17 protein-coding genes are annotated in these 20,059 nt (G+C 71.0%); 5 read left to right on the forward strand and 12 right to left on the reverse strand.

All coding sequences use genetic code 11. The features are described 5' to 3' along the window. Positions 1-57: 57 nt before the first annotated feature. Genes Q7T15_RS11430 through pgl form a run of 4 tightly spaced genes read left to right on the forward strand, consistent with a single transcriptional unit; the run spans position 58 to position 5,000 of the window. The gene (locus Q7T15_RS11430; RefSeq protein ID WP_304696391.1) at positions 58-1,653 is read left to right on the forward strand and encodes a glucose-6-phosphate isomerase; all 1,596 of its coding nucleotides are present in this window, start codon (positions 58-60) and stop codon (positions 1,651-1,653) included. Positions 1,654-1,677: 24 nt separating this feature from the next. Then, positions 1,678-3,219, forward strand: a complete 1,542-nt coding sequence (gene zwf / locus Q7T15_RS11435; protein WP_304696393.1) for a glucose-6-phosphate dehydrogenase — start codon at positions 1,678-1,680, stop codon at positions 3,217-3,219. Further along, positions 3,216-4,139, forward strand: a complete 924-nt coding sequence (locus tag Q7T15_RS11440; RefSeq protein ID WP_304696395.1) for a glucose-6-phosphate dehydrogenase assembly protein OpcA — start codon at positions 3,216-3,218, stop codon at positions 4,137-4,139. The genes zwf and Q7T15_RS11440 overlap by 4 nt, the downstream gene beginning before the upstream one ends. Before the next feature lie 42 nt (positions 4,140-4,181). Beyond that, complete coding sequence (pgl, locus tag Q7T15_RS11445) at positions 4,182-5,000, forward strand: 6-phosphogluconolactonase (RefSeq protein ID WP_304696397.1); 819 nt, start codon at positions 4,182-4,184, stop codon at positions 4,998-5,000. Between the two features lie 103 nt (positions 5,001-5,103). Here pgl and Q7T15_RS11450 read toward each other — a convergent pair whose 3' ends face one another. From Q7T15_RS11450 to coaE, 12 genes are all read right to left on the reverse strand, one after another. Further along, on the reverse strand, positions 5,104-5,463 hold the full coding sequence (locus Q7T15_RS11450) for an RNA polymerase-binding protein RbpA (protein WP_304696398.1): 360 nt from the start codon (positions 5,461-5,463) through the stop codon (positions 5,104-5,106). 12 nt (positions 5,464-5,475) lie between these two features. Next, positions 5,476-5,724, reverse strand: a complete 249-nt coding sequence (gene secG / locus Q7T15_RS11455) for a preprotein translocase subunit SecG (protein ID WP_055861275.1) — start codon at positions 5,722-5,724, stop codon at positions 5,476-5,478. A 66-nt stretch (positions 5,725-5,790) separates the two neighbouring features. Further along, positions 5,791-6,582, reverse strand: a complete 792-nt coding sequence (gene tpiA / locus Q7T15_RS11460; RefSeq protein WP_304696399.1) for a triose-phosphate isomerase — start codon at positions 6,580-6,582, stop codon at positions 5,791-5,793. Next, a complete protein-coding gene (gene pgk / locus Q7T15_RS11465; RefSeq protein WP_304696400.1) occupies positions 6,573-7,787 on the reverse strand; it encodes a phosphoglycerate kinase in 1,215 nt (404 codons plus the stop codon). The genes tpiA and pgk overlap by 10 nt, the downstream gene beginning before the upstream one ends. 19 nt (positions 7,788-7,806) lie before the next feature. Continuing rightward, a complete protein-coding gene (gap, locus tag Q7T15_RS11470) occupies positions 7,807-8,817 on the reverse strand; it encodes a type I glyceraldehyde-3-phosphate dehydrogenase (RefSeq protein WP_304696401.1) in 1,011 nt (336 codons plus the stop codon). Between the two features lie 128 nt (positions 8,818-8,945). Next, the gene (locus Q7T15_RS11475) at positions 8,946-9,572 is read right to left on the reverse strand and encodes a superoxide dismutase (protein WP_304696402.1); all 627 of its coding nucleotides are present in this window, start codon (positions 9,570-9,572) and stop codon (positions 8,946-8,948) included. Between the two features lie 143 nt (positions 9,573-9,715). Further along, positions 9,716-10,693: a DNA-binding protein WhiA gene (gene whiA, locus Q7T15_RS11480; protein WP_304696403.1), complete on the reverse strand. Its 978-nt coding sequence runs from the start codon at positions 10,691-10,693 to the stop codon at positions 9,716-9,718. A 58-nt stretch (positions 10,694-10,751) separates the two neighbouring features. After that, positions 10,752-11,624, reverse strand: coding sequence for an RNase adapter RapZ (gene rapZ / locus Q7T15_RS11485; protein WP_304696404.1), 873 nt, complete (start codon positions 11,622-11,624; stop codon positions 10,752-10,754). Continuing rightward, on the reverse strand, positions 11,621-13,618 hold the full coding sequence (uvrC, locus tag Q7T15_RS11490; RefSeq protein WP_304696405.1) for an excinuclease ABC subunit UvrC: 1,998 nt from the start codon (positions 13,616-13,618) through the stop codon (positions 11,621-11,623). Before uvrC ends, rapZ begins: the two co-directional genes overlap by 4 nt. A gap of 14 nt (positions 13,619-13,632) precedes the next feature. Beyond that, a complete protein-coding gene (gene uvrA / locus Q7T15_RS11495) occupies positions 13,633-16,527 on the reverse strand; it encodes an excinuclease ABC subunit UvrA (RefSeq protein ID WP_304696406.1) in 2,895 nt (964 codons plus the stop codon). Between the two features lie 54 nt (positions 16,528-16,581). Then, positions 16,582-18,654, reverse strand: coding sequence for an excinuclease ABC subunit UvrB (uvrB, locus tag Q7T15_RS11500; RefSeq protein ID WP_304696407.1), 2,073 nt, complete (start codon positions 18,652-18,654; stop codon positions 16,582-16,584). Between the two features lie 9 nt (positions 18,655-18,663). Next, the gene (coaE, locus tag Q7T15_RS11505; protein ID WP_304696408.1) at positions 18,664-19,284 is read right to left on the reverse strand and encodes a dephospho-CoA kinase; all 621 of its coding nucleotides are present in this window, start codon (positions 19,282-19,284) and stop codon (positions 18,664-18,666) included. A 90-nt stretch (positions 19,285-19,374) separates the two neighbouring features. On the opposite strand from coaE, the gene Q7T15_RS11510 reads away from it, so the two are divergent. Further along, positions 19,375-19,971, forward strand: coding sequence for a DUF4126 domain-containing protein (locus tag Q7T15_RS11510; RefSeq protein ID WP_304696409.1), 597 nt, complete (start codon positions 19,375-19,377; stop codon positions 19,969-19,971). Positions 19,972-20,059 lie beyond the last annotated feature (88 nt).

The following is a 20,059-nucleotide window of genomic DNA, read 5'->3' on the forward strand; positions in this document are numbered from 1 at the left end:
CATCGTGAGCTGGAACGAGCTCCTGGACACCGTCACGGCCGCGCTCGAGGCCGCTCGATGACGGCGACGATCGGAGCCCGCGGCCCCGCCGCGGAGGCGATCGCCCGCCACGTCCCCGTGCTCGTGGAGCAGCTCGTCGCGAGCCGCATCACGAACGGCGACGCGACCCTCTGGGGCGCGGCCGCCGAGGAGGAGGCCGCGAAGCGCCTCGGCTGGACGCAGGCGGTCTCCGTCTCGCGCCCGCTCGTCCCCGAGATCCTCGCGCTGCGCCACGAGCTCGCCGAGCGCGGGGTCACGCGCGTCGTGCTGTGCGGCATGGGCGGCTCGTCGCTCGCCCCAGAGGTCATCACCCGCACGCTCGGCGCCGATCTCGTCGTCCTCGACTCGACCGACCCCCGCCAGGTGCGGGGCGTCGTCGAGCATCGCCTCGCCGAGACCGTCGTCGTCGTGTCGTCGAAGTCGGGCTCGACGGTCGAGACCGACAGCCAGAAGCGCGCCTTCGAGGCCGCGTTCCGCGCCGCCGGAATCGACCCGGCCGAGCGCATCGTGATCGTGACCGACCCCGATTCGCCGCTCGAGCAGGCCTCCCTCGCCGCCGGGTACCGCGTCTTCCGCGCCGACCCGACCGTCGGCGGCCGCTACTCCGCGCTCACCGCGTTCGGACTCGTCCCCTCGGGCCTCGCGGGCGCCGACATCGAGGAGATCCTCGACGAGGCGGAGGCCGCGCTCGCGCCGCTCGCGATCGACAGCGCCTCCAACCCCGGCCTTCAGCTCGGCGCCGCGATCGCGGGCACCGACCCGCGCCGCGACAAGCTCGTGATCGTCTCGGACGGCACGCACATCGTCGGCTTCGGCGACTGGGTCGAGCAGCTCGTCGCCGAGTCGACGGGCAAGGACGGCACGGGCATCCTGCCCGTCGTCGTCGGCCCCGACGCGCCGGAGCTCAGCTCGGGCGCGTCCGATGTGCAGGTGGTGCGGCTCGTGGCGAACGCGCGGGCGACCGAGGAGGTCGCGCCCGGCGAGATCGAGGTCTCGGGGTCCCTCGGCGGACTCTTCATGACGTGGGAGTACGCGACTGCCGTCGCGGGCATCCTGCTCGGCATCAATCCCTTCGACCAGCCCGACGTCGAGTCGGCAAAGATCGCCGCGCGCGGCCTGCTGGATGCCCGCCCCGAGCCCGTCGCGCCCGTCTTCGTCGACGGCGGCATCGCCGTCACCGGCCCGGCCGACCTGCTCGCGGGCGCGACGACGACCGCCGAGGCCGTGGCCCGCCTGCGCGACGCCGTGCCCGCCGACGGCTACATCGCCGTCCAGGCCTACCTCGACCGCACCTCCCACCCCGAGCTCGAGACGATCCGGCACCGGCTCGCGAGCGCGAGCGGTCGCCCCGTCACGTTCGGCTGGGGACCGCGGTTCCTCCACTCGACCGGGCAGTACCACAAGGGCGGTCCGGCGCACGGCGTGTTCCTGCAGATCGTCGGATCGTCGGCCGACGACCTCGAGATCCCCGAGCGGCCCTTCACGTTCGGCCAGCTCATCGCGGCGCAGGCCGCCGGCGACGCGCGCGTGCTCGCCGAGCACGGACGCCCCGTCGTGACGCTCGCCGTCGCGGACGAGGACGCGATCGCGGCGCTCATCGCCGCGATCGACTGACCGGCAACGCCGAAGAGGAGAACCATGGCACCGGTCGAGATCTCGCCGGAGAACAACCCCCTGCGCGCCGTCGAGGATCGCCGGCTCGCTCGCATCGCGGGCCCGAGCGGGCTCATCATCTTCGGCGTGACGGGCGACCTGTCGCGCAAGAAGCTCATGCCCGCGGTGTACGACCTCGCCAACCGGGGGCTCCTGCCCCCGGGCTTCGCGCTCGTGGGCTTCGCGCGCCGCGACTGGGAGGACCAGGACTTCGAGAAGGTCGTGCACGACGCCGTGAAGCAGTACGCGCGCACGCCGTTCGACGAGGCCACCTGGAAGCAGCTCGCGGCGGGCATCCGCTTCGTATCGGGCGATTTCGATGACGACGGCGCCTTCGAGCGCCTCTCGGAGACGATCGCCGAGCTCGACCGCGAGCGCGGCACGATGGGCAACCACGCGTTCTACCTGTCGATCCCGCCGAAGTCGTTCCCCGTCGTGACCGAGCAGCTGCGTCGCAGCGGGCTCGCCGAGGCCAAGGACGGCGAGTGGCGCCGCGTCGTCATCGAGAAGCCGTTCGGCAGCGACCTGACGACCGCGCGCGAGCTCAACGCCGTCGTCGAGTCGGTCTTTCCGCCCGACTCGGTCTTCCGGATCGATCACTACCTCGGCAAGGAGACCGTCCAGAACCTCCTCGCGCTGCGCTTCGCGAACATGATGTACGAGCCGATCTGGAACGCCAACTACGTCGACCACGTGCAGATCACGATGGCTGAGGACATCGGGGTGGGCGGCCGCGCCGGCTACTACGACGGCATCGGCGCCGCGCGCGACGTCATCCAGAACCACCTTCTGCAGCTGCTCGCTCTCACGGCGATGGAGGAGCCCGTCTCCTTCGATGCGGCCGACCTGCGCGCCGAGAAGGAGAAGGTGCTCTCGGCCGTGCGGCTGCCGAAGGATCTCTCGACGGCGACCGCGCGCGGCCAGTACGCGAGCGGCTGGCAGGGCGGCGAGCTCGTGCCCGGCTTCCTCGAGGAGGAGGGCATGAACCCCGAGTCGGTCACGGAGACCTACGCGGCCATGCGCCTCGACATCTCGACCCGGCGCTGGGCCGGCGTGCCGTTCTACCTCAGGGCCGGCAAGCGCCTCGGCCGTCGCGTGACCGAGATCGCCGTCGTGTTCAAGCGCGCGCCGCAGTACCTTTTCGCCGAGAGCCAGACCTCGGCTCTCGGCCAGAACGCGCTCGTCATCCGCGTGCAGCCCGACGAGGGCGTCACGATGCGGTTCGGCTCGAAGGTGCCGGGCGCGGGCATGCAGGTGCGCGACGTCACGATGGATTTCGGCTACGGCCACGCGTTCACCGAGCAGAGCCCCGAGGCCTACGAGCGCCTGATCCTCGACGTGCTCCTCGGCGAGCCGCCGCTCTTCCCGCGCCACGAGGAGGTCGAGCTCAGCTGGAAGATCCTCGACCCGATCGAGGAGTTCTGGGCCACGCAGGGCCGGCCCGAGCAGTACGCCCCCGGCACGTGGGGCCCGAAGTCCGCGGACGACCTGCTCGCCCGCGACGGCCGCGTCTGGAGGCGCCCGTGATCATCGACCTGCCCGACACGACCACGAGCCAGGTGTCGAAGAAGCTCGTCACACTCCGCGAGGAGGGCGGCGCGGTGGCCCTCGGCCGCGTCCTCACGCTCGTCATCGCGACCGCGATCGGAGCCGAGGAGGAGGCCATCGAGGCCGCCAACGAGGCCTCGCGCGAGCATCCGATGCGCATCATCGTCGTCTCGACCAACGGGGCCGCCGAGAAGCCCCGCCTCGACGCCGAGATCCGCGTCGGCGGCGACGCCGGAGCGAGCGAGGTCATCGTGCTGCGCGCCCACGGCGACACGGCGCGCGACCAGCAGGGGCTCGTCACCGGTCTGCTCCTGCCCGATGCGCCCGTCGTGACGTGGTGGCCGGGCGAGTGCCCGAGCCAGCGCGCGTGCGACACCCCGCTCGGCCGCATCGCGCAGCGGCGCATCACCGACAGCGGCGCCTCCGACGACCCGACGGGGATGCTCGTGCGGCTCGCCGAGGACTACAAGCCCGGTGACACCGACTTCGCCTGGACGCGGCTCACGCTCTGGCGCGCCCAGCTCGCCGCCGCGCTCGACCAGCCGCCGTACGAGCCGATCACGAGCGCCGAGGTCTCCGGAGCCCCCGACTCCCCCTCGACCCTCCTGCTGGCCGCCTGGCTGCGCCGTCAGCTGCAGGTGCCCGTCGAGGTCGATGTCGCCGACGGGAACCCGACCACGGGCATCCACCGCGTCGTCCTGCACCGCGCGACCGGACCCGTTCGTCTCGAGCGCGTGCAGCCCGCCGTCGCCGAGCTCTCGCAGGCCGGCCAGCCGACGCACGAGCTCTCGCTCCCCCGCCGGGGGCTGCGGGAGTGCCTCGCCGAGGAATTGCGTAGGCTCGATCCCGATGACGTCTACGGCGACGTGCTCCGCTCGGGGCTCGACGCCCGGGTCTGACCCGTACGGGTCCTCCCGCCGCTCCACCCCCGAAAGGCTCCAGTGACCACCGACCGCCGTGTCCTCGTCCACCCTGATCGGGCCGCCCTCGCGGCGTCCGTCGCCGCCCGCTTCCTCACCAAGGTCATCGACCTCATCGAGGACGAGGGCGAGGCGCACATCGTGCTCACCGGCGGCTCGGTGGGCATCGAGGTGCTCGCCGCGATCGCGGGCTCGCCCGCGCGCAACAGCATCGACTGGTCGCAGGTGCACGTCTGGTGGGGCGACGAGCGCTGGCTGCCGCGCGATGACGCCGAGCGGAACGAGAAGCAGGCGCGCGAGGCGCTGCTCGACCATGTGCCCGTCGATGAGGCGAAGGTCCACCCCTTCCCGGCGAGCGACGCCGGGCTCTCGCTCGAGGAGGCCGCGGCCGCCTACGAGGCCGAGCTGCGCGGGGCCGCGCGCGAGGGCGACGATCACCCCGTCTTCGCGATCACGTTCCTCGGCGTCGGCCCCGACGGGCACATCGCCTCGCTCTTCCCCGAGCACGACGGCCCGACCGTCGCGACTGCGGGCGTCATCGCCGTGCGCGACTCGCCCAAGCCGCCGCCGGAGCGCCTGAGCCTTACCCTGCCGCTCATCAACAGCTCCGAGCGCATCTGGCTCGTGCTCGCGGGCGGCGACAAGGCACCCGCGCTCGGCCTCGCCCTCGCGGGCGCCTCCCCCTCCGACGTCCCCGTCGCGGGCGTGCTCGGCCGCAAGCGCACCGTGTTCTTCATCGACCAGGCGGCCTCGGCCGAGGTGCCCGAGTCGCTCATCATGCCCACGTCGTACTGGACGGGCGCGATGGACCAGAAGGACTGGATGCCCGGCGGGAGCTGAGCCCCCGCGGACTCGACGGCTCCAGTGGCCGCGAGACCGCGCCGAGAAGGGCCCCGACGCGATCGTCGGGGCCCTTCTCGGCGAATCGAGGTGCGGGTCGGCGTCAGGCCGAGGTGCCGCGGCGCTCGCGCAGCTTCGTGAGGGCATCCTCGAGGATCTGCTTGGCCTCGTCCTCGCTGCGGCGCTCCTTCACGTAGGCGAGGTGCGTCTTGTACGGCTCGTTCTTGGCGAGCTGCGGCGGGTTGTCCTTGTCGCGACCGGCGGGCAGGCCCGACGTCGGCGAGTCGATGACCTCGGGGATCTCCTCCTCGGGGAGGTTCGCCGCGAAGTGACGGACCGTCTCGTTGCCGTGGACGTCCCAGTACGAGACCGCGATGCGATCGGCGTGGACCCCGCGGTCCTGCTCGCCCATCGGGCCGGACCCGACGCGGGACCCGCGGATGGCGCTGCCTCCGGAAACCATGGTGCTCCTGCCCTAGACCGCGTCGAAGCGCGTGATGAGACCGAGGATCACGATCGAGGTCACCCAGGTGAGGGCGAGGATGATCGTGATGCGGTTGAGATTGCGCTCGGCGACGCCGGACGCGCCGAGGTTGGAGGTGACGCCGCCGCCGAACATGTCCGAGAGCCCGCCGCCGCGACCGCGGTGGAGGAGGATCATGAGGGTCAGCAGAAGGCTCGTGATGCCCAGGATGACCTGGAGCACGACCTGAAGGATTTCCACGGGATAGGGGCCTCTCGGGGTGTAGAACAGCGTCCTACTCTAACGCACCGGCAGGGGCCGGTCGGGTCACACGGTGCCGACGTGCTGACGGAACCTCGCGATGGCCGCGAACTCGTCCACGTCGAGGCTCGCGCCGCCGACGAGGGCGCCGTCGACGTCCTTGTGGTTCATGAACCCGGCGATGTTGCCCGACTTCACGCTGCCGCCGTAAAGGATGCGCGTCCGGTCGGCCGCGTCCTCCCCGAGCACCTCGGCGATCGTCTCGCGGAGGGCCGCGCAGACCTGCTGCGCCTGCTCGGGCGTGGCAGCCTGGCCGGAGCCGATGGCCCACACGGGCTCGTAGGCGACGACGATGTCGGCGTCGGCCTCGAGCGCGTCGAGCACGACGCGCAGCTGGGCGACGGGCACGGCGGAGGGGCCGTGGGCCTCAAGGTCGTCCGCCGTCTCGCCCACGCAGATGACGGGCGTCACGCCGTGACGCAGCGCGGCGACCGTCTTCTTCGCGACGATCTCGTCGTCCTCGTGGTGGTACTGGCGGCGCTCGGAGTGCCCGATGATGACGTAGCGGCAGGCGAGCGCGGAGAGGAAGGCTCCGGAGATCTCACCCGTGTACGCGCCGCTGTCGTGCATCGAGACGTCCTGGCCGCCGTGCGCGAGCTCGAGCTTGTCGGCGGCGATGAGCGTCTGCACGCTCCGCAGGTCGGTGAACGGCGGGAAGACCGCGACCTCGACGTCGCCGAACGCGTGCTTCGCGTCCTTGAGCGCCCAGGCGAGCTTCTGCACGAACGCGATCGACTGCAGGTGGTCGAGGTTCATCTTCCAGTTGCCCGCGATGAGCGGGGTGCGGGCTACGCCCATCCGAGGACCTCCAGTCCGGGAAGCTTCTTTCCCTCGAGGAACTCGAGGCTGGCGCCGCCTCCGGTGGAGACGTGACCGAACTGCTCGTCGGTGAAGCCGAGGGCGCGCACGGCCGCGGCCGAGTCGCCTCCCCCGACGACGCCGAGGCCGGGAACGCGCGTGAGCGCCTCCGCGACCGCCCGCGTTCCGTTCGCGAAGGCGGGGAACTCGAACACGCCCATCGGGCCGTTCCAGAACACCGTGGTCGACGAGGCCACGAGCTCCGCGAAGCGCGCTGCGGTCTCGGGGCCGATGTCGAGGCCGATGCCGGATGCCCCGGCCGGCCCTGTCTCGATCGCATCCGCCGCGAGAACGGCGTGGTCCGCATCCGCGGCGAAGCGCTCGGCGACGACGACGTCGGTCGGCAGCACGATCTCGACGCCGCGCTCCTGCGCCTCGGCGAGGTAGCCGCGGACGGTGTCGAGCTGGTCCTCCTCGAGCAGGCTCCCCCCGACCTCGTGGCCCTGGGCCTTGAGGAAGGTGAAGAGCATGCCGCCGCCGATGAGGAGGCGGTCGACGCGCGGGAGCAGGTGCGCGATGACGCCGAGCTTGTCGCTCACCTTCGAGCCGCCGAGGACGACCGTGTAGGGGCGCTCGGGGCGCTCGGTGAGGCGGTCGAGCACGTCGGTCTCGGTCGAGATGAGGGAGCCGGCCGCGCTCGGCAGGAGCTCGGCGAGCTCGAAGACGCTCGCCTGCTTGCGGTGCACGACGCCGAAGCCGTCGGAGACCATGGCGTCGCCGAGGCGCGCGAGGCTCTCGGCGAAGGCGCGGCGCTCGTCGGCGTCCTTGCTCGTCTCGCCCGGGTTGAAGCGCAGGTTCTCGAGCACGGCGACGGAGCCGTTCTCGAGCCCGGCGACCGTGCGCTCCGCGGCGTCGCCGACGGTGTCGTCGGCGACCGCCACGGGGGCGCCCAGCAGCTCGCTCAGCCGCTGGGCGACCGGAACGAGGCTGTACTGCGGGTCGGGCGCGCCGTCCGGGCGACCGAGGTGCGAGATCACGATGACCTTCGCCCCGCGGTGGATGAGCGCGTTGATCGTCGGGAGCGACGCGCGGATGCGCCCGTCGTCCGTGACGACGCCGTCCTTGAGCGGGACGTTGAGGTCGCAGCGCAGGATGACGCGCTTTCCGGCGAGCTCGCCGAGGGACTCGATGGTTCTCAGTGCCACGGTGAGGGCGCCTTCCGACTTAGAGGCGCTCGGCGACGTACTCGGTGAGGTCGACGAGACGGTTGGAGTAGCCCCACTCGTTGTCGTACCAGGCCGAGACCTTCACCAGGTTGCCGCTGACGTTGGTCAGGCCCGAGTCGAAGATCGACGAGTGCGGGTTGAGCTGGATGTCGCTCGAGACGATCGGGTCGGCCGTGTACTGCAGGTAGCCCGCGAGACGACCCTCCGACGCGGCGGCCTGGTAGGCGGCGTTGATCTGGTCGACCGTGAGGCCCTCGGTCGGCGTGACGATCGTGAGGTCGACGATCGATCCCGTGGGAACGGGCACGCGGTACGACGAGCCGCTGAGCTTGCCGTTGAGCTCGGGGAGGACGAGGCCGATCGCCTTCGCCGCACCGGTGGAGGCGGGGACGATGTTGATCGCGGCGCCGCGCGCGCGGCGCAGGTCGCTGTGCGGGCCGTCCTGGAGGTTCTGGTCGGCGGTGTAAGCGTGGGCCGTCATCATGAATCCGCGCTCGATGCCGAAGGCGTCGTTGAAGACCTTGGCGAGCGGGGCGAGGCAGTTGGTCGTGCACGAGGCGTTGGAGATGATGACGTCCGTCGCCGGGTCGTAGGTCTCCTCGTTGACACCCATGACGATCGTCGCGTCGTCGCCCGTGGCGGGCGCGGAGATGAGCACCTTCTTCGCGCCGCCGGCGATGTGCTTCTTGGCGTCCTCCGCCTTGGTGAAGCGACCGGTCGACTCGATGACGATGTCGACACCGAGGTCGCCCCAGGGGAGGTTCGCGGGCTCGCGCTCGGCGAAGACGCGGATGCGCTTGCCGCCGACCGTGATCGAGTCGCCGTCGTGCGAGACGTCGTGGGCGAGCGGGCCGCCGACGGAGTCGTACTTGAGGAGGTGGGCGAGCGCGGCGTTGTCCGTCAGGTCGTTGACGGCCACGATCTCGAGGTCGCTGCCCTGGGCCAGCGCGGCCCGGAGGTAGTTGCGACCGATGCGGCCGAAGCCATTGATTCCGATCTTCACGCTCACTGCAGACTCCTGGTGGTTCGGTCGGCGCAGAGCGCGCCGGAGGGGGTGGTGGTGGGGGTGGCGGCTCGAGGGTGGTGACTCGAGGGGCGAGGGGTGGCCGGGGCGCGCGGCCCCGGCCACAGGGCCCGTTACGACAGTAGCAGGAGCGCGTCCGTGCCCGAGCGGGCGGCCTGGAAGCGCTCGTCGACGTTCTTCCAGTTCACGATGTTCCAGAAAGCCTTGACGTAGTCGGCCTTGACGTTGACGTAGTCGAGGTAGAAGGCGTGCTCCCACATGTCGAGCTGCAGCAGCGGCACCGTCGCCTGCGCGGTGTTGCCCTGCTGGTCGAAGAGCTGCTGGATGACGAGGCGGCGCCCGATCGGATCCCACGACAGCACGCCCCAGCCGGAGCCCTGGATGCCCATCGAGGCGGCCGTGAAGTGCGCGACGAACTTGTCGAACGAGCCGAAGAACTCGTCGATCGCCGAGGCGAGCTCGCCCTCGGGCTTGTCGCCGCCCTCCGGCGAGAGGTTCGTCCAGAAGATCGAGTGGTTCACGTGGCCGCCGAGGTGGAACGCGAGGTCCTTCTCGAGGCGGTTGATGTTGGCGAAGTCGCCGGACTCGCGGGCCTCGGCCATCTTCTCCAGGGCCGTGTTCGCGCCGGTCACGTAGGCGGCGTGGTGCTTGGAGTGGTGGAGCTCCATGATGCGAGCGCTGATGTGCGGCTCGAGCGCGGCGTAGTCGTACGGAAGGTCGGGAAGGCTGTAAACGGACATCACGTGCTTTCTTGTCGCAGATGGTCCGAGACCGCGGTGGCGGCGGCCCCGCTGACGGCTGTCAGTCTACTGACGGCAACCGTTCAGGCCGCGGGGCTCTTCCCGATGCGCACCGGACGTTCAGGCTTCGCGCGACGGCGCGCTCAATCGTCGTCTTCGTTCGGCAGATCCGCGTCCGTACCCGGAACGCCGAGCTGCTCGGCGCGCTTGTCTGCCATCGCGAGGAGGCGGCGGATGCGTCCGGCGACGGCATCCTTCGTCATGGGCGGATCGGCGTGGTGACCGAGCTCGTCGAGGCTCGCGTCGCGGTGGTCGAGGCGCAGCTGACCGGCGTACCGGAGGTGCTCGGGGATGTCGTCACCGAGGATCTCCATCGCACGCGCGACGCGGGCGCACGCGGCGACGGCCGCCTGCGCGGAGCGCCGGAGGTTGGCGTCGTCGAAGTTCACGAGGCGGTTCGCGGTCGCCCGCACCTCGCGGCGCTGGCGCAGCTCCTCCCACTCGGAGACCGTCTGCGCCGCGCCCATGAGGCGCAGCATCTGGCTGATCTTCTCGCCGTCGCGGATCACGACGCGGTGTACGCCGCGGACCTCCCGGGCCTTCGCGGGGATGCCGAGCCGACCGGCCGCTCCGACGAGGGCCATCGCCGACTCGTTGCCCGGGCATGTGATCTCGAGCGAGGCCGACCGTCCCGGATCGGTCAGGGAGCCGTGCGCGAGGAAGGCACCCCGCCACACGGCCGCGAGCTCCTCCTTCGACCCGGTCGTGAGCTTGTTGGGGAGGCCGCGGACGGGCCGGCGCCGGGCATCCAGCAGGCCCGTCTGGCGGGCGAGCGTCTCGCCGCCGTCGACGACGCGCACGACGTAGGTCGGCGTCCGGCGGATGCCGCCCGGGGACATCATCGCGGCATCGCTGCGCATCCCGTAGAGCTCGGCGAGGTCGCGGCGGACGCGCCGGGCGATGGTCGGGGCGTCGAGCTCGACCTCGACGGCCACGCGGCCGGAGATCAGGTGGAGGCCGCCGGCGAAGCGGAGGATCGTCGCGAGCTCCGCGGCCCGCACCGTGGTCTTGGTGACCGCCAGCTGCGCGAGCTCCTCTTTCACGTCGGCGGTCAGTGCCACAGGTCGTCCTCTCGGTGAAGCGGGGGTGAGCATCGCCCTCGTGGGGCGACAGTCGAGCCTACTCGCGTCCGAGGTCGCGATGCTTCACGGCGACCGCGACGCCGGGCAGCCCGCGCAGGTGCGCGGCGATGTCCTCCACGATGGCGACCGAGCGGTGCTTGCCGCCCGTGCAGCCGATCGCGATCGTCGCCGTCCGCTTGTTCTCGCGCGCGTAGCCGCGCAGCACGGTCTGGAGCACCGCGACGTACCGCTCGACGAACTCGCGCGCCCCCTCCTGGGCGAGCACGAACTCGCTCACGCGGTCGTCGACGCCCGTGAGCGCGCGCAGCGACTCCTCCCAGAAGGGGTTGGGGAGGAAGCGGGCGTCGGCGACCATGTCGGCGTCGCTCGGCAGGCCGTACTTGAAGCCGAAGCTCTCGAGGGTGACGCGCACGGTCGAGGCGGCGTCCGGCGAGAACAGCTCCGACACGGTCGTCGCCAGCTGGTGGATGTTGAACTCGCTCGTGTCGATGATGACGTCGCTGAGCTCGCGCACCTCGCGCATGCGCTCGCGCTCGCGCCCGATGCCGTCGAGCAGCGTGCCGTCCTCCTGCAGCGGATGCGGTCGGCGCACCTGCTCGAAGCGGCGGACGAGCGCCGCGTCGGTCGCCTCGAGGAAGAGCACCCGCACGGTCGCGCGGTCGCGCAGCTCCTCGACGATGAGTCGCAGATCGGCGAAGAGCCGGCCTCCTCGGACGTCGACGACGGCTGCCATCTTGGGCAGTTGGTTCCCGGGATGCACGGCGAGGTCGACGAGCGGGCGCAGCATCTGCGGCGGCAGGTTGTCGACGACGTACCAGCCCAGGTCCTCGAGGGCATTGGCGACCGTCGATCGGCCCGCACCGGACATCCCGGTGACGATCACCACCTCGTGGGCGGGGCGTTCGGTCATTCGTCTGGCCTCGTTGCGCTCGGGTCGTGTGCATCCAGCTTAGTCGCGGGCGACCCGACAGCCCGCTGGACGGCCTCGGCGGTCTTGCGCCCGATGCCGTCGATCGCCATGAGTTCGTCGAGGCTCGCCGAGCGCAGTCGGGCGACGGAGCCGAAGCGCGTCAGCAGCTCGCGGACTCGGGCGGGCCCGAGCCCCGGCACGCTCGAGAGCTCGGTGGTGATGCTCTGCTTGCGCTTCGTGCGCTGGTGCTTGAGGGCGAAGCGGTGCGCCTCGTCGCGGAGCCGCTGCAGAAGGAACAGCGCGTCGGATGTCCGCGGCAGGATCACGGGGAAGTCGCTGTCGGGCAGCCAGATCTCCTCGAGCCTCTTGGCGATGCCGCACACGGCGAGGTCGGTGATGCCCCCATCCGCGATCGCGCGCGCCGCGGCCTGCACCTGCGGCTGGCCCCCGTCGATGACGAGGAGCCCCGGCCGGTAGTGGAAGGACTTCTTCGCCCCGGCGACGGGCGAGGGCGCCGGGCTGGGCGCGCTCACGAGCGCATCGGGGTCGGTGCTCGTGTCGGTGGGCACCTCGACGCCGTCGGTGCCGGGCCGGAGGTAGGCGAGTCGTCGTGAGAGCACCTGGTACACGGCGTCGGTGTCGTCGCGGGCGCTCGCGATCGAGAACGAGCGGTACTGGTCCTTGCGCGGCAGGCCGTCCTCGAACACGACCATCGATGCGACCTGGTTGGTGCCGCCGAGGTGAGAGACGTCGAAGCACTCGAGTCGCAGCGGTGCCTCCGCGAGGCCGAGGGCCTCCTGGATGTCCGCGAGGGCCTGCGAGCGCGCGGTGAAGTCGCCGCTGCGTCGCGTCTTGTAGACCTGCAGCGCGCCGCGCGCGTTCGAGAGCGCCGTCTCGCTCAGGGCGGCCTTGTCGCCGCGACGGGCCGAGCGGACGACGACGCTCCCCCGCTCCCCCGCCGCGCGCCGGCGCTCGGTGAGGATCTGCTGGAGCGCGGCTGCGTCGTCGGGGACGGCGGGCACGAGGATCTCGCGCGCGGGCGGCTCCCCGCCGTCGTACGCATTCTGCAGGACCGAGTCGACGAGCTCGGCGAGCGTCACGTCGAGCTCGGTATCGACGACCCAGCCGCGCACGCCGCGGATGCGGCCGCCGCGGACGATGAAGAGCTGCACCGCGGCGGCGAGCTCGTCGTAGGCGATGCCGAAGACGTCGGCGTCGACGTCGTCGGCGAGCACGAGCGTGCTCTTCGACAGCGCCGTCTCGAGCGCCCCGATTTGATCGCGGTAGCGCGCCGCGGCCTCGTAGTCGAGCTCGGCGGCGGCGTCGGCCATGCGCGTCCGGAGGTCGCGGACGTAGCTCGCGTCGTTGCCCGCCATGAAGGAGGCGAAGTCGAGGGCGAGCGACTTGTGCTCCTCCGGCGTGACGCGGCCGACGCACGGGGCGGCGCACTTGCCGATGTCGCCGAGGAGGCAGGGCCGGTTGCGGTCGCGCGCGCGCTTGTACGTGCTCTCGGTGCACGAGCGCACCGGGAAGGCCTTGAGCATGATGTCGACGGTCTCGCGCACGGCCCAGACCTTGGTGTACGGGCCGAAGTACCGGGCGCCCGGGATGCCGCGGGTGCGCGTCACCATGACGCGCGGTACGCGGTCGCCGAGCGTGATGGCGAGGTAGGGGTAGGTCTTGTCGTCGCGGAACTTGACGTTGAACGGCGGCGAGAACTCCTTGATCCACGTGTACTCGAGCTCGAGCGCCTCGAGCTCGCTACCGACGACGGTCCATTCCACGCCGCGGGCGGTCGTGACCATGCGGCGCGTCCGCTCGTGGAGCGCGTGGAGCGGCTGGAAGTAGTTGCTGAGGCGCGAGCGCAGGTTCTTTGCCTTGCCGACGTAGAGCACGCGCCCGGTGTCGTCGCGGAAGCGGTACACCCCCGGCTCGGTCGGGATCTCGCCCCGGCGCGGGCGCCAGGCCTCCCGGGTCTCGCTCGAGGTCGCCACGATCGTGCGGCGGCTCAGCTGGCCGCTCGGGCGGCGGGCAGGAGCTCGGCGAGGAAGTGGCCCGTGTGGCTCCCCTCGACGCGCGCGAGCTCCTCCGGGGTGCCGGTCGCGAGGATCGTACCGCCCCCGGAGCCGCCCTCGGGGCCGAGGTCGATGAGCCAGTCGGCCGCCCGGATCACGTCGAGGTTGTGCTCGATCACGATGACCGAGTTGCCCTTGTCGACGAGCCCGCCGAGGACGGCGAGGAGCTTGCGGACGTCCTCGAAGTGCAGACCCGTGGTCGGCTCGTCGAGGACGTAGATGCTGCGCCCGTTGGAGCGCTTCTGCAGCTCGGTCGCGAGCTTGACGCGCTGCGCCTCGCCGCCGGAGAGCGTCGTCGCGCTTTGCCCGAGTCGCACGTAGCCGAGCCCGACGTCGACGAGCGTCTTGAGGAAGCGGTGGATCGCGGTGATCGGTGCGAAGAACTCGGCGGCCTCCTCGATCGGCATGTCGAGCACCTCGGCGATGTTCTTGCCCTTGTAGTGCACGGCGAGGGTGTCGCGGTTGTAACGGTCGCCGCCGCAGACCTCGCACGCGACGTAGACGTCGGGGAGGAAGTTCATCTCGATCTTGATCGTGCCGTCGCCCGCGCAGTTCTCGCAGCGGCCGCCCTTGACGTTGAAGCTGAAGCGGCCGGGGAGGTAGCCGCGCGACTTCGCCTCGACGGTCTCGGCGAAGAGCGCGCGGATGCGGTCGAAGACGCCCGTGTACGTCGCCGGGTTCGAGCGCGGCGTGCGCCCGATCGGCGCCTGGTCGACGTGGACGACCTTGTCGAGGTGCTCGAGCCCGGTGATGCGGGTGTGCTTGCCCGGGACCTGTCGGGCGCCGTTGAGCTTGTTGGCGAGCACCTTGTAGAGGATGTCGTTGACGAGCGACGACTTCCCCGAGCCGCTCACGCCCGTCACGGCGACGAAGACGCCGAGCGGGATGTCGACCGAGACGTTCTGGAGATTGTTGGCGCGCGCACCCTCGATCGTGAGGCGGCGCCCCTGGTCGATCGCGCGGCGCGGGAGCGACTCGACGACCTGGCGGCGACCGGCGAGGTAGTCGCCCGTGATCGACTCGGGGTTCGCGAGCAGCTCGGCGTACGACCCCGAGTGGACGACGCGACCGCCGTGCTCCCCCGCGCCCGGGCCGATGTCGACGATCCAGTCGGCGGTGCGGATGGTGTCCTCGTCGTGCTCGACGACGATGAGCGTGTTGCCGAGGTTCTTGAGCTTGACGAGCGTGTCGATGAGGCGGCGGTTGTCGCGCTGATGCAGGCCGATCGACGGCTCGTCGAGGACGTAGAGCACGCCCGTGAGCCCGGAGCCGATCTGCGTCGCGAGTCGGATGCGCTGCGCCTCGCCGCCCGAGAGGGTGCCGGCGGCGCGCGACATGCTGAGGTAGCCGAGCCCGACCTCGAGGAGGAACTCCAGCCGGGCGAGGATCTCGCGGAGCACCGCCGCGGCTATCGACGCCTCCCGCTCGGTCAGGTGGATGCTCTGCATGAACTCGTAGGCGTCGTGGATGCTCAGCTCGGCGACCGAGGAGATCGATCGGTCATCCACGAGCACCGCGAGCACCTCGGGCTTGAGCCGCGCGCCCTCGCACTCGGGGCACGGCACCTCTCGGAGGTACTCGGCGAATCGCTGCTGGGACCAGTCGCTCTCGGCCTCGGCGTACTTGCGCTCGATGTACGGGATGACGCCCTCGAAGCCCGTGGAGTAGGTGACGTCGCGCCCGTAGCGGTTGCGCCATTTGACGCGCACCTCGAAGTCGTTGCCGTGCAGGATCGCCTGCTGCGTGCTCTCCTCCAGGTCGCCCCAGGGGGTGTCGAGCGAGAAGCCGAGGTCGCGGCCGAGGCCGGCCAGCAGCTTCTGGAAGTAGCTGTAGAGGCCCTTGCCCTGCTGATTCCAGGGCAGGATGACCCCGTCGTTGAGGGTGAGGCTCGGGTCGCCGACCAGGAGCTCCTCGTCCACGGCCATCCGGGTGCCGAGGCCCGAGCAGACCGGGCACGCGCCGAACGGCGAGTTGAACGAGAACGTGCGCGGCTCGATCTCGGTGAGCTGGAGCGGGTGGCGGTTGGGGCAGGACAGCTTCTCGCTGAAGGTGCGCGTGCGCGCGTTCGAGCCGGCCTCCTCGTCGACGAAGTCGATCGTCACGATGCCGTCGGTGAGCCCGAGGGCCGTCTCGAGCGAGTCGGTGAGGCGAGTGAGGACGTCGGCGTTCGCGACGAGGCGGTCCACGACGACCGAGATGTCGTGCTTGTTCTGCTTCTTGAGCGTCGGCGGCTCGGAGAGCTGGATGAGCTCGCCGTCGACGACGGCGCGCGAGTAGCCGCTCGCCGCGAGCTCGGCGAACAGGTCGACGAACTCGCCCTTCTTCTGGCTCACGACGGGGGCGAGGATCTGGAAGCGGCGCCCCTCGGGGAGCTCCATGAGCTCGTCGGCGATCTGCTGCACGGTCTGGCGCTGGATCTTCTCGCCGCACACGGGGCAGTGCGGGATGCCGACGCGCGCCCACAGGAGGCGCATGTAGTCGTAGATCTCGGTGATCGTGCCCACGGTCGAGCGCGGGTTGCGGTTCGTCGACTTCTGGTCGATCGAGACGGCGGGGCTCAGGCCCTCGATGAAGTCGACGTCGGGGCGGTCGACCTGCCCGAGGAACTGCCGGGCGTAGGCGGAGAGCGACTCGACGTACCGCCGCTGACCCTCGGCGAAGATCGTGTCGAAGGCGAGCGAACTCTTGCCGGAGCCCGAGAGGCCCGTGAACACGACGAGCGAATCCCGCGGGATCACGAGGTCGACGTCGCGCAGATTGTGGACGCGCGCGCCGCGCACGCTCAGGTGCGAATGGAGGTCGAGAGGGGATGCCGGCACTCGCGTCATTCTAGGCGGCACCCCCGACAGTCCTCCGTGCGCGCCGAGTTCCGCAGTGCGCGCTCAGCGTACGTGGCCGGCCTCGACCATCTGCCGGAGCTCGCGCTTCATCTCCTGGACCTCGTCGCGGAGGCGCGCCGCGAGCTCGAACTTGAGCTCAGCCGCGGCCGTGAGCATCTGCGCCGTCAGGTCGCCGATGATCGTCTCGAGCTCGGTCGCGCCCTCGGCCGCCTTGCCCTCCCGCGGTCGACGTGGAGTCGGCACCGACTTGCCCCCGCCCCTCCCCCGCTGGGCGAGCAGCTCGGCGGTGTCGGCGCCCTCCCGCGCGAGCTGGTCGGTGATGTCGGCGATCCTCTTCCGCAGCGGCGTCGGGTCGATGCCGTTGGCGAGGTTGTAGGCGACCTGCTTCTCGCGCCGGCGCGTCGTCTCGTCGATCGCTTGCGCCATCGACGGGGTGACGACGTCGGCGTACATGTGCACCGATCCGAAGACGTTGCGCGCGGCGCGGCCGATCGTCTGGATGAGCGAGGTCGCCGACCGGAGGAAGCCCTCCTTGTCGGCGTCGAGGATCGCGACGAGCGAGACCTCCGGGAGGTCGAGGCCTTCGCGCAGGAGGTTGATGCCGACGAGGACGTCGTACACGCCCTGGCGCAGCTCGCTCAGCAGCTCGACGCGGCGGAGCGTGTCGACGTCGGAGTGCAGGTAGCGCACGCGCACGCCCGCCTCGGTGAGAAAGTCGGTGAGCTCCTCCGCCATCTTCTTCGTGAGCGTCGTGACGAGCACGCGCTCGTCGCGCTCGACCCGCAGCCGGATCTGCTCGAGGAGGTCGTCGATCTGCCCCTTGCTGGGCTTGACGACGATCTCGGGGTCGACGAGACCGGTCGGCCGGATGATCTGCTCGACGATCGAGTCGGTGATGCCGAGCTCGTACTTGCCCGGCGTCGCCGAGAGGTAGACCTTCTGACCCGTCCGGTCGAGGAACTCCTCCCACCGCAGCGGGCGGTTGTCGAGCGCGCTCGGGAGGCGGAAGCCGTGCTCGACGAGCGTGCGCTTCCGCGACGCGTCGCCCTCGTACATCGCGCCGATCTGCGGCACAGTCACGTGGCTCTCGTCGATGACGACGAGGAAGTCCTCCGGGAAGTAGTCGAGGAGGCAGTTCGGGGGCTCGCCCGGCTGCCGGCCGTCGATGTGCCGCGAGTAGTTCTCGATGCCGTTGCAGAACCCGATCTGCTCCATCATCTCGATGTCGTAGGTCGTGCGCATCCGCAGCCGCTGGGCCTCGAGGAGCTTGCCCTGCCGCTCGAGCTCGGCGAGGCGCAGCTCGAGCTCCTCCTTGATCGTGACGATCGCGCGCTGCATCGTGTCGGGTGACGCCGCGTAGTGCGTCGCCGGGAACACGGAGACCGCATCGAGGGTCTTCACGACGTCGCCCGTGAGCGGATGGAGGGCGTAGAGCGCCTCGATCTCGTCGCCGAACATCTCGATGCGGATCGCGAGCTCCTCGTACATCGGGATGATCTCGATCGTGTCGCCGCGCACGCGGAACTTGCCGCGCGAGAAGTCGATGTCGTTGCGCTGGTACTGCATGCCGACGAAGCGACGGATGAGGGCATCCCGCGAGATGCGCTCGCCCACCTGGAGCGCGACCATCGCGTCGAGGTACTCCTCCGCCGCGCCGAGGCCGTAGATGCACGAGACGGTCGAGACGACGACGACGTCGCGGCGGCTCAGGAGCGAGTTCGTCGTCGAGTGGCGCAGGCGCTCGACCTCGGCGTTGACCGAGCTGTCCTTCTCGATGAAGGTGTCGGTCTGCGGGACGTACGCCTCGGGCTGGTAATAGTCGTAGTACGAGACGAAGTACTCGACGGCGTTGTGCGGCAGGAGGTCGCGGAACTCGGTCGCGAGCTGCGCGGCGAGCGTCTTGTTGTGCGCGAGGACGAGCGTGGGCCGCTGCACCTGCTCGATGAGCCACGCGGTCGTCGCCGACTTGCCCGTTCCCGTCGCGCCGAGCAGCACGACGTCGGTCTCGCCCGCATTGATGCGGGCCGCGAGGTCGGCGATCGCCTGCGGCTGGTCGCCGCTCGGAGAGTAGTCGCTGACGACCTCGAAGGGGCGGACGGACCTCGTGGGCTGCATCCCTCCAGCCTAGGAGGGACCACCGACAGCGCGCTGGGCGACCAGGCGCTCCCACAGGGCGTCGACCTGCTCGAGGGTGTGCTCGAGGGTGCCGCTCGCGTCGATCACGACGTCGGCCATGGCGCGGCGCTCGGCATCCGGGATCTGCGCATCGATGCGCGCGCGCGCATCGGCGCGGCTCATCCCGCGGAGGGAGACGAGCCGGTCGATGCGGACCTCCGGCGGGGCGTCGACGACGACCACGAGGGCGAACTCGGATGCGGCGCGCGCCTCCGCGAGGAGGGGCACGTCGTAGACGACGATCGCGTCGGCGTCGCGGGCGAAGGCCTCGACGACGAGCTCGCCGTAGCGCCGCTGCACCTCGGGGTGCACGATCGCGTTGAGGTCGCGCCGTGCCGAGACGTCGGCGAAGACCAGCGAGCCCAGCCGCGCGCGGTCGAGGGATCCGTCGGGAGCGAGCACGGCATCCCCGAATCGGTGCACGATCGCGGCGAGACCGGGCGTGCCCGGCTCGACGACCTCGCGGGCGAGGCGATCGGCGTCGATCACGACCGCGCCGAGCTCCGCGAGCCGCGCGGCGACCGCCGACTTGCCGGCCGCGATGCCGCCCGTGAGTCCGATGACGTCCACCCCACGACCCTATCGACTCGGCGAGAGCGAACCCGCTGACGCGGACGGGCACGACGGGTACCATGACGGCACACCCCGAGGAGGCGACCCGTGCTCGAAGTCCTGACCGGCACCGGCCTGGCCGTCGCGGCCGGGCTCAACGCCTACATCCCGCTGCTGCTGCTCGGGCTCGCCGGGCGCTTCCTCGACGTCGTGACCCTGCCGGCCGGGTGGACGTGGCTCGAGAACGAGTGGGTGCTCGGCGGGCTCGCCGTGCTGCTCGTCATCGAGGTCGTCGCCGACAAGGTGCCCGCCGTCGACACGATCAACGACTGGCTGCAGACGATCATCCGCCCCGCCGCGGGCGGCATCGTCTTCGGATCGGGCAGCGGTGCGCAGACCGTCGCGGTGAGCGACCCGGCCGAGTTCGTCGCCTCGCAGGAGTGGGTGCCGATCGCCGCGGGAGTCGTGATCGCGCTTGTCGTCCACCTCGGGAAGATGCTCGCCCGCCCGGCGGCCAACGCGCTCACGGCCGGCGCCGCCGCACCCGTGCTGTCGACAGCGGAGGACATCGGAGCGATCGGATTCAGCATCCTCGCCCTCGTCCTGCCCGTGCTCGTCGTCGTCGCGCTTCTCGCGCTCGTGATCGCGGTACCGCTGCTCCTCGCCCGCGCCCGGCGACGCCGGCTCTCGGTCGACCAGGTCTGAGTCGCGCCCGTCTCGGGCCCGCGAGCCGGACGCGGAACGGGCCGCCCTCCCCGGAGGGAGAACGGCCCGTTCGCGGTCGGGTCGGTGA

Origin of the sequence: Microcella sp. (assembly GCF_030645145.1) — a bacterium.
GTDB lineage: Bacteria > Actinomycetota > Actinomycetes > Actinomycetales > Microbacteriaceae > Microcella.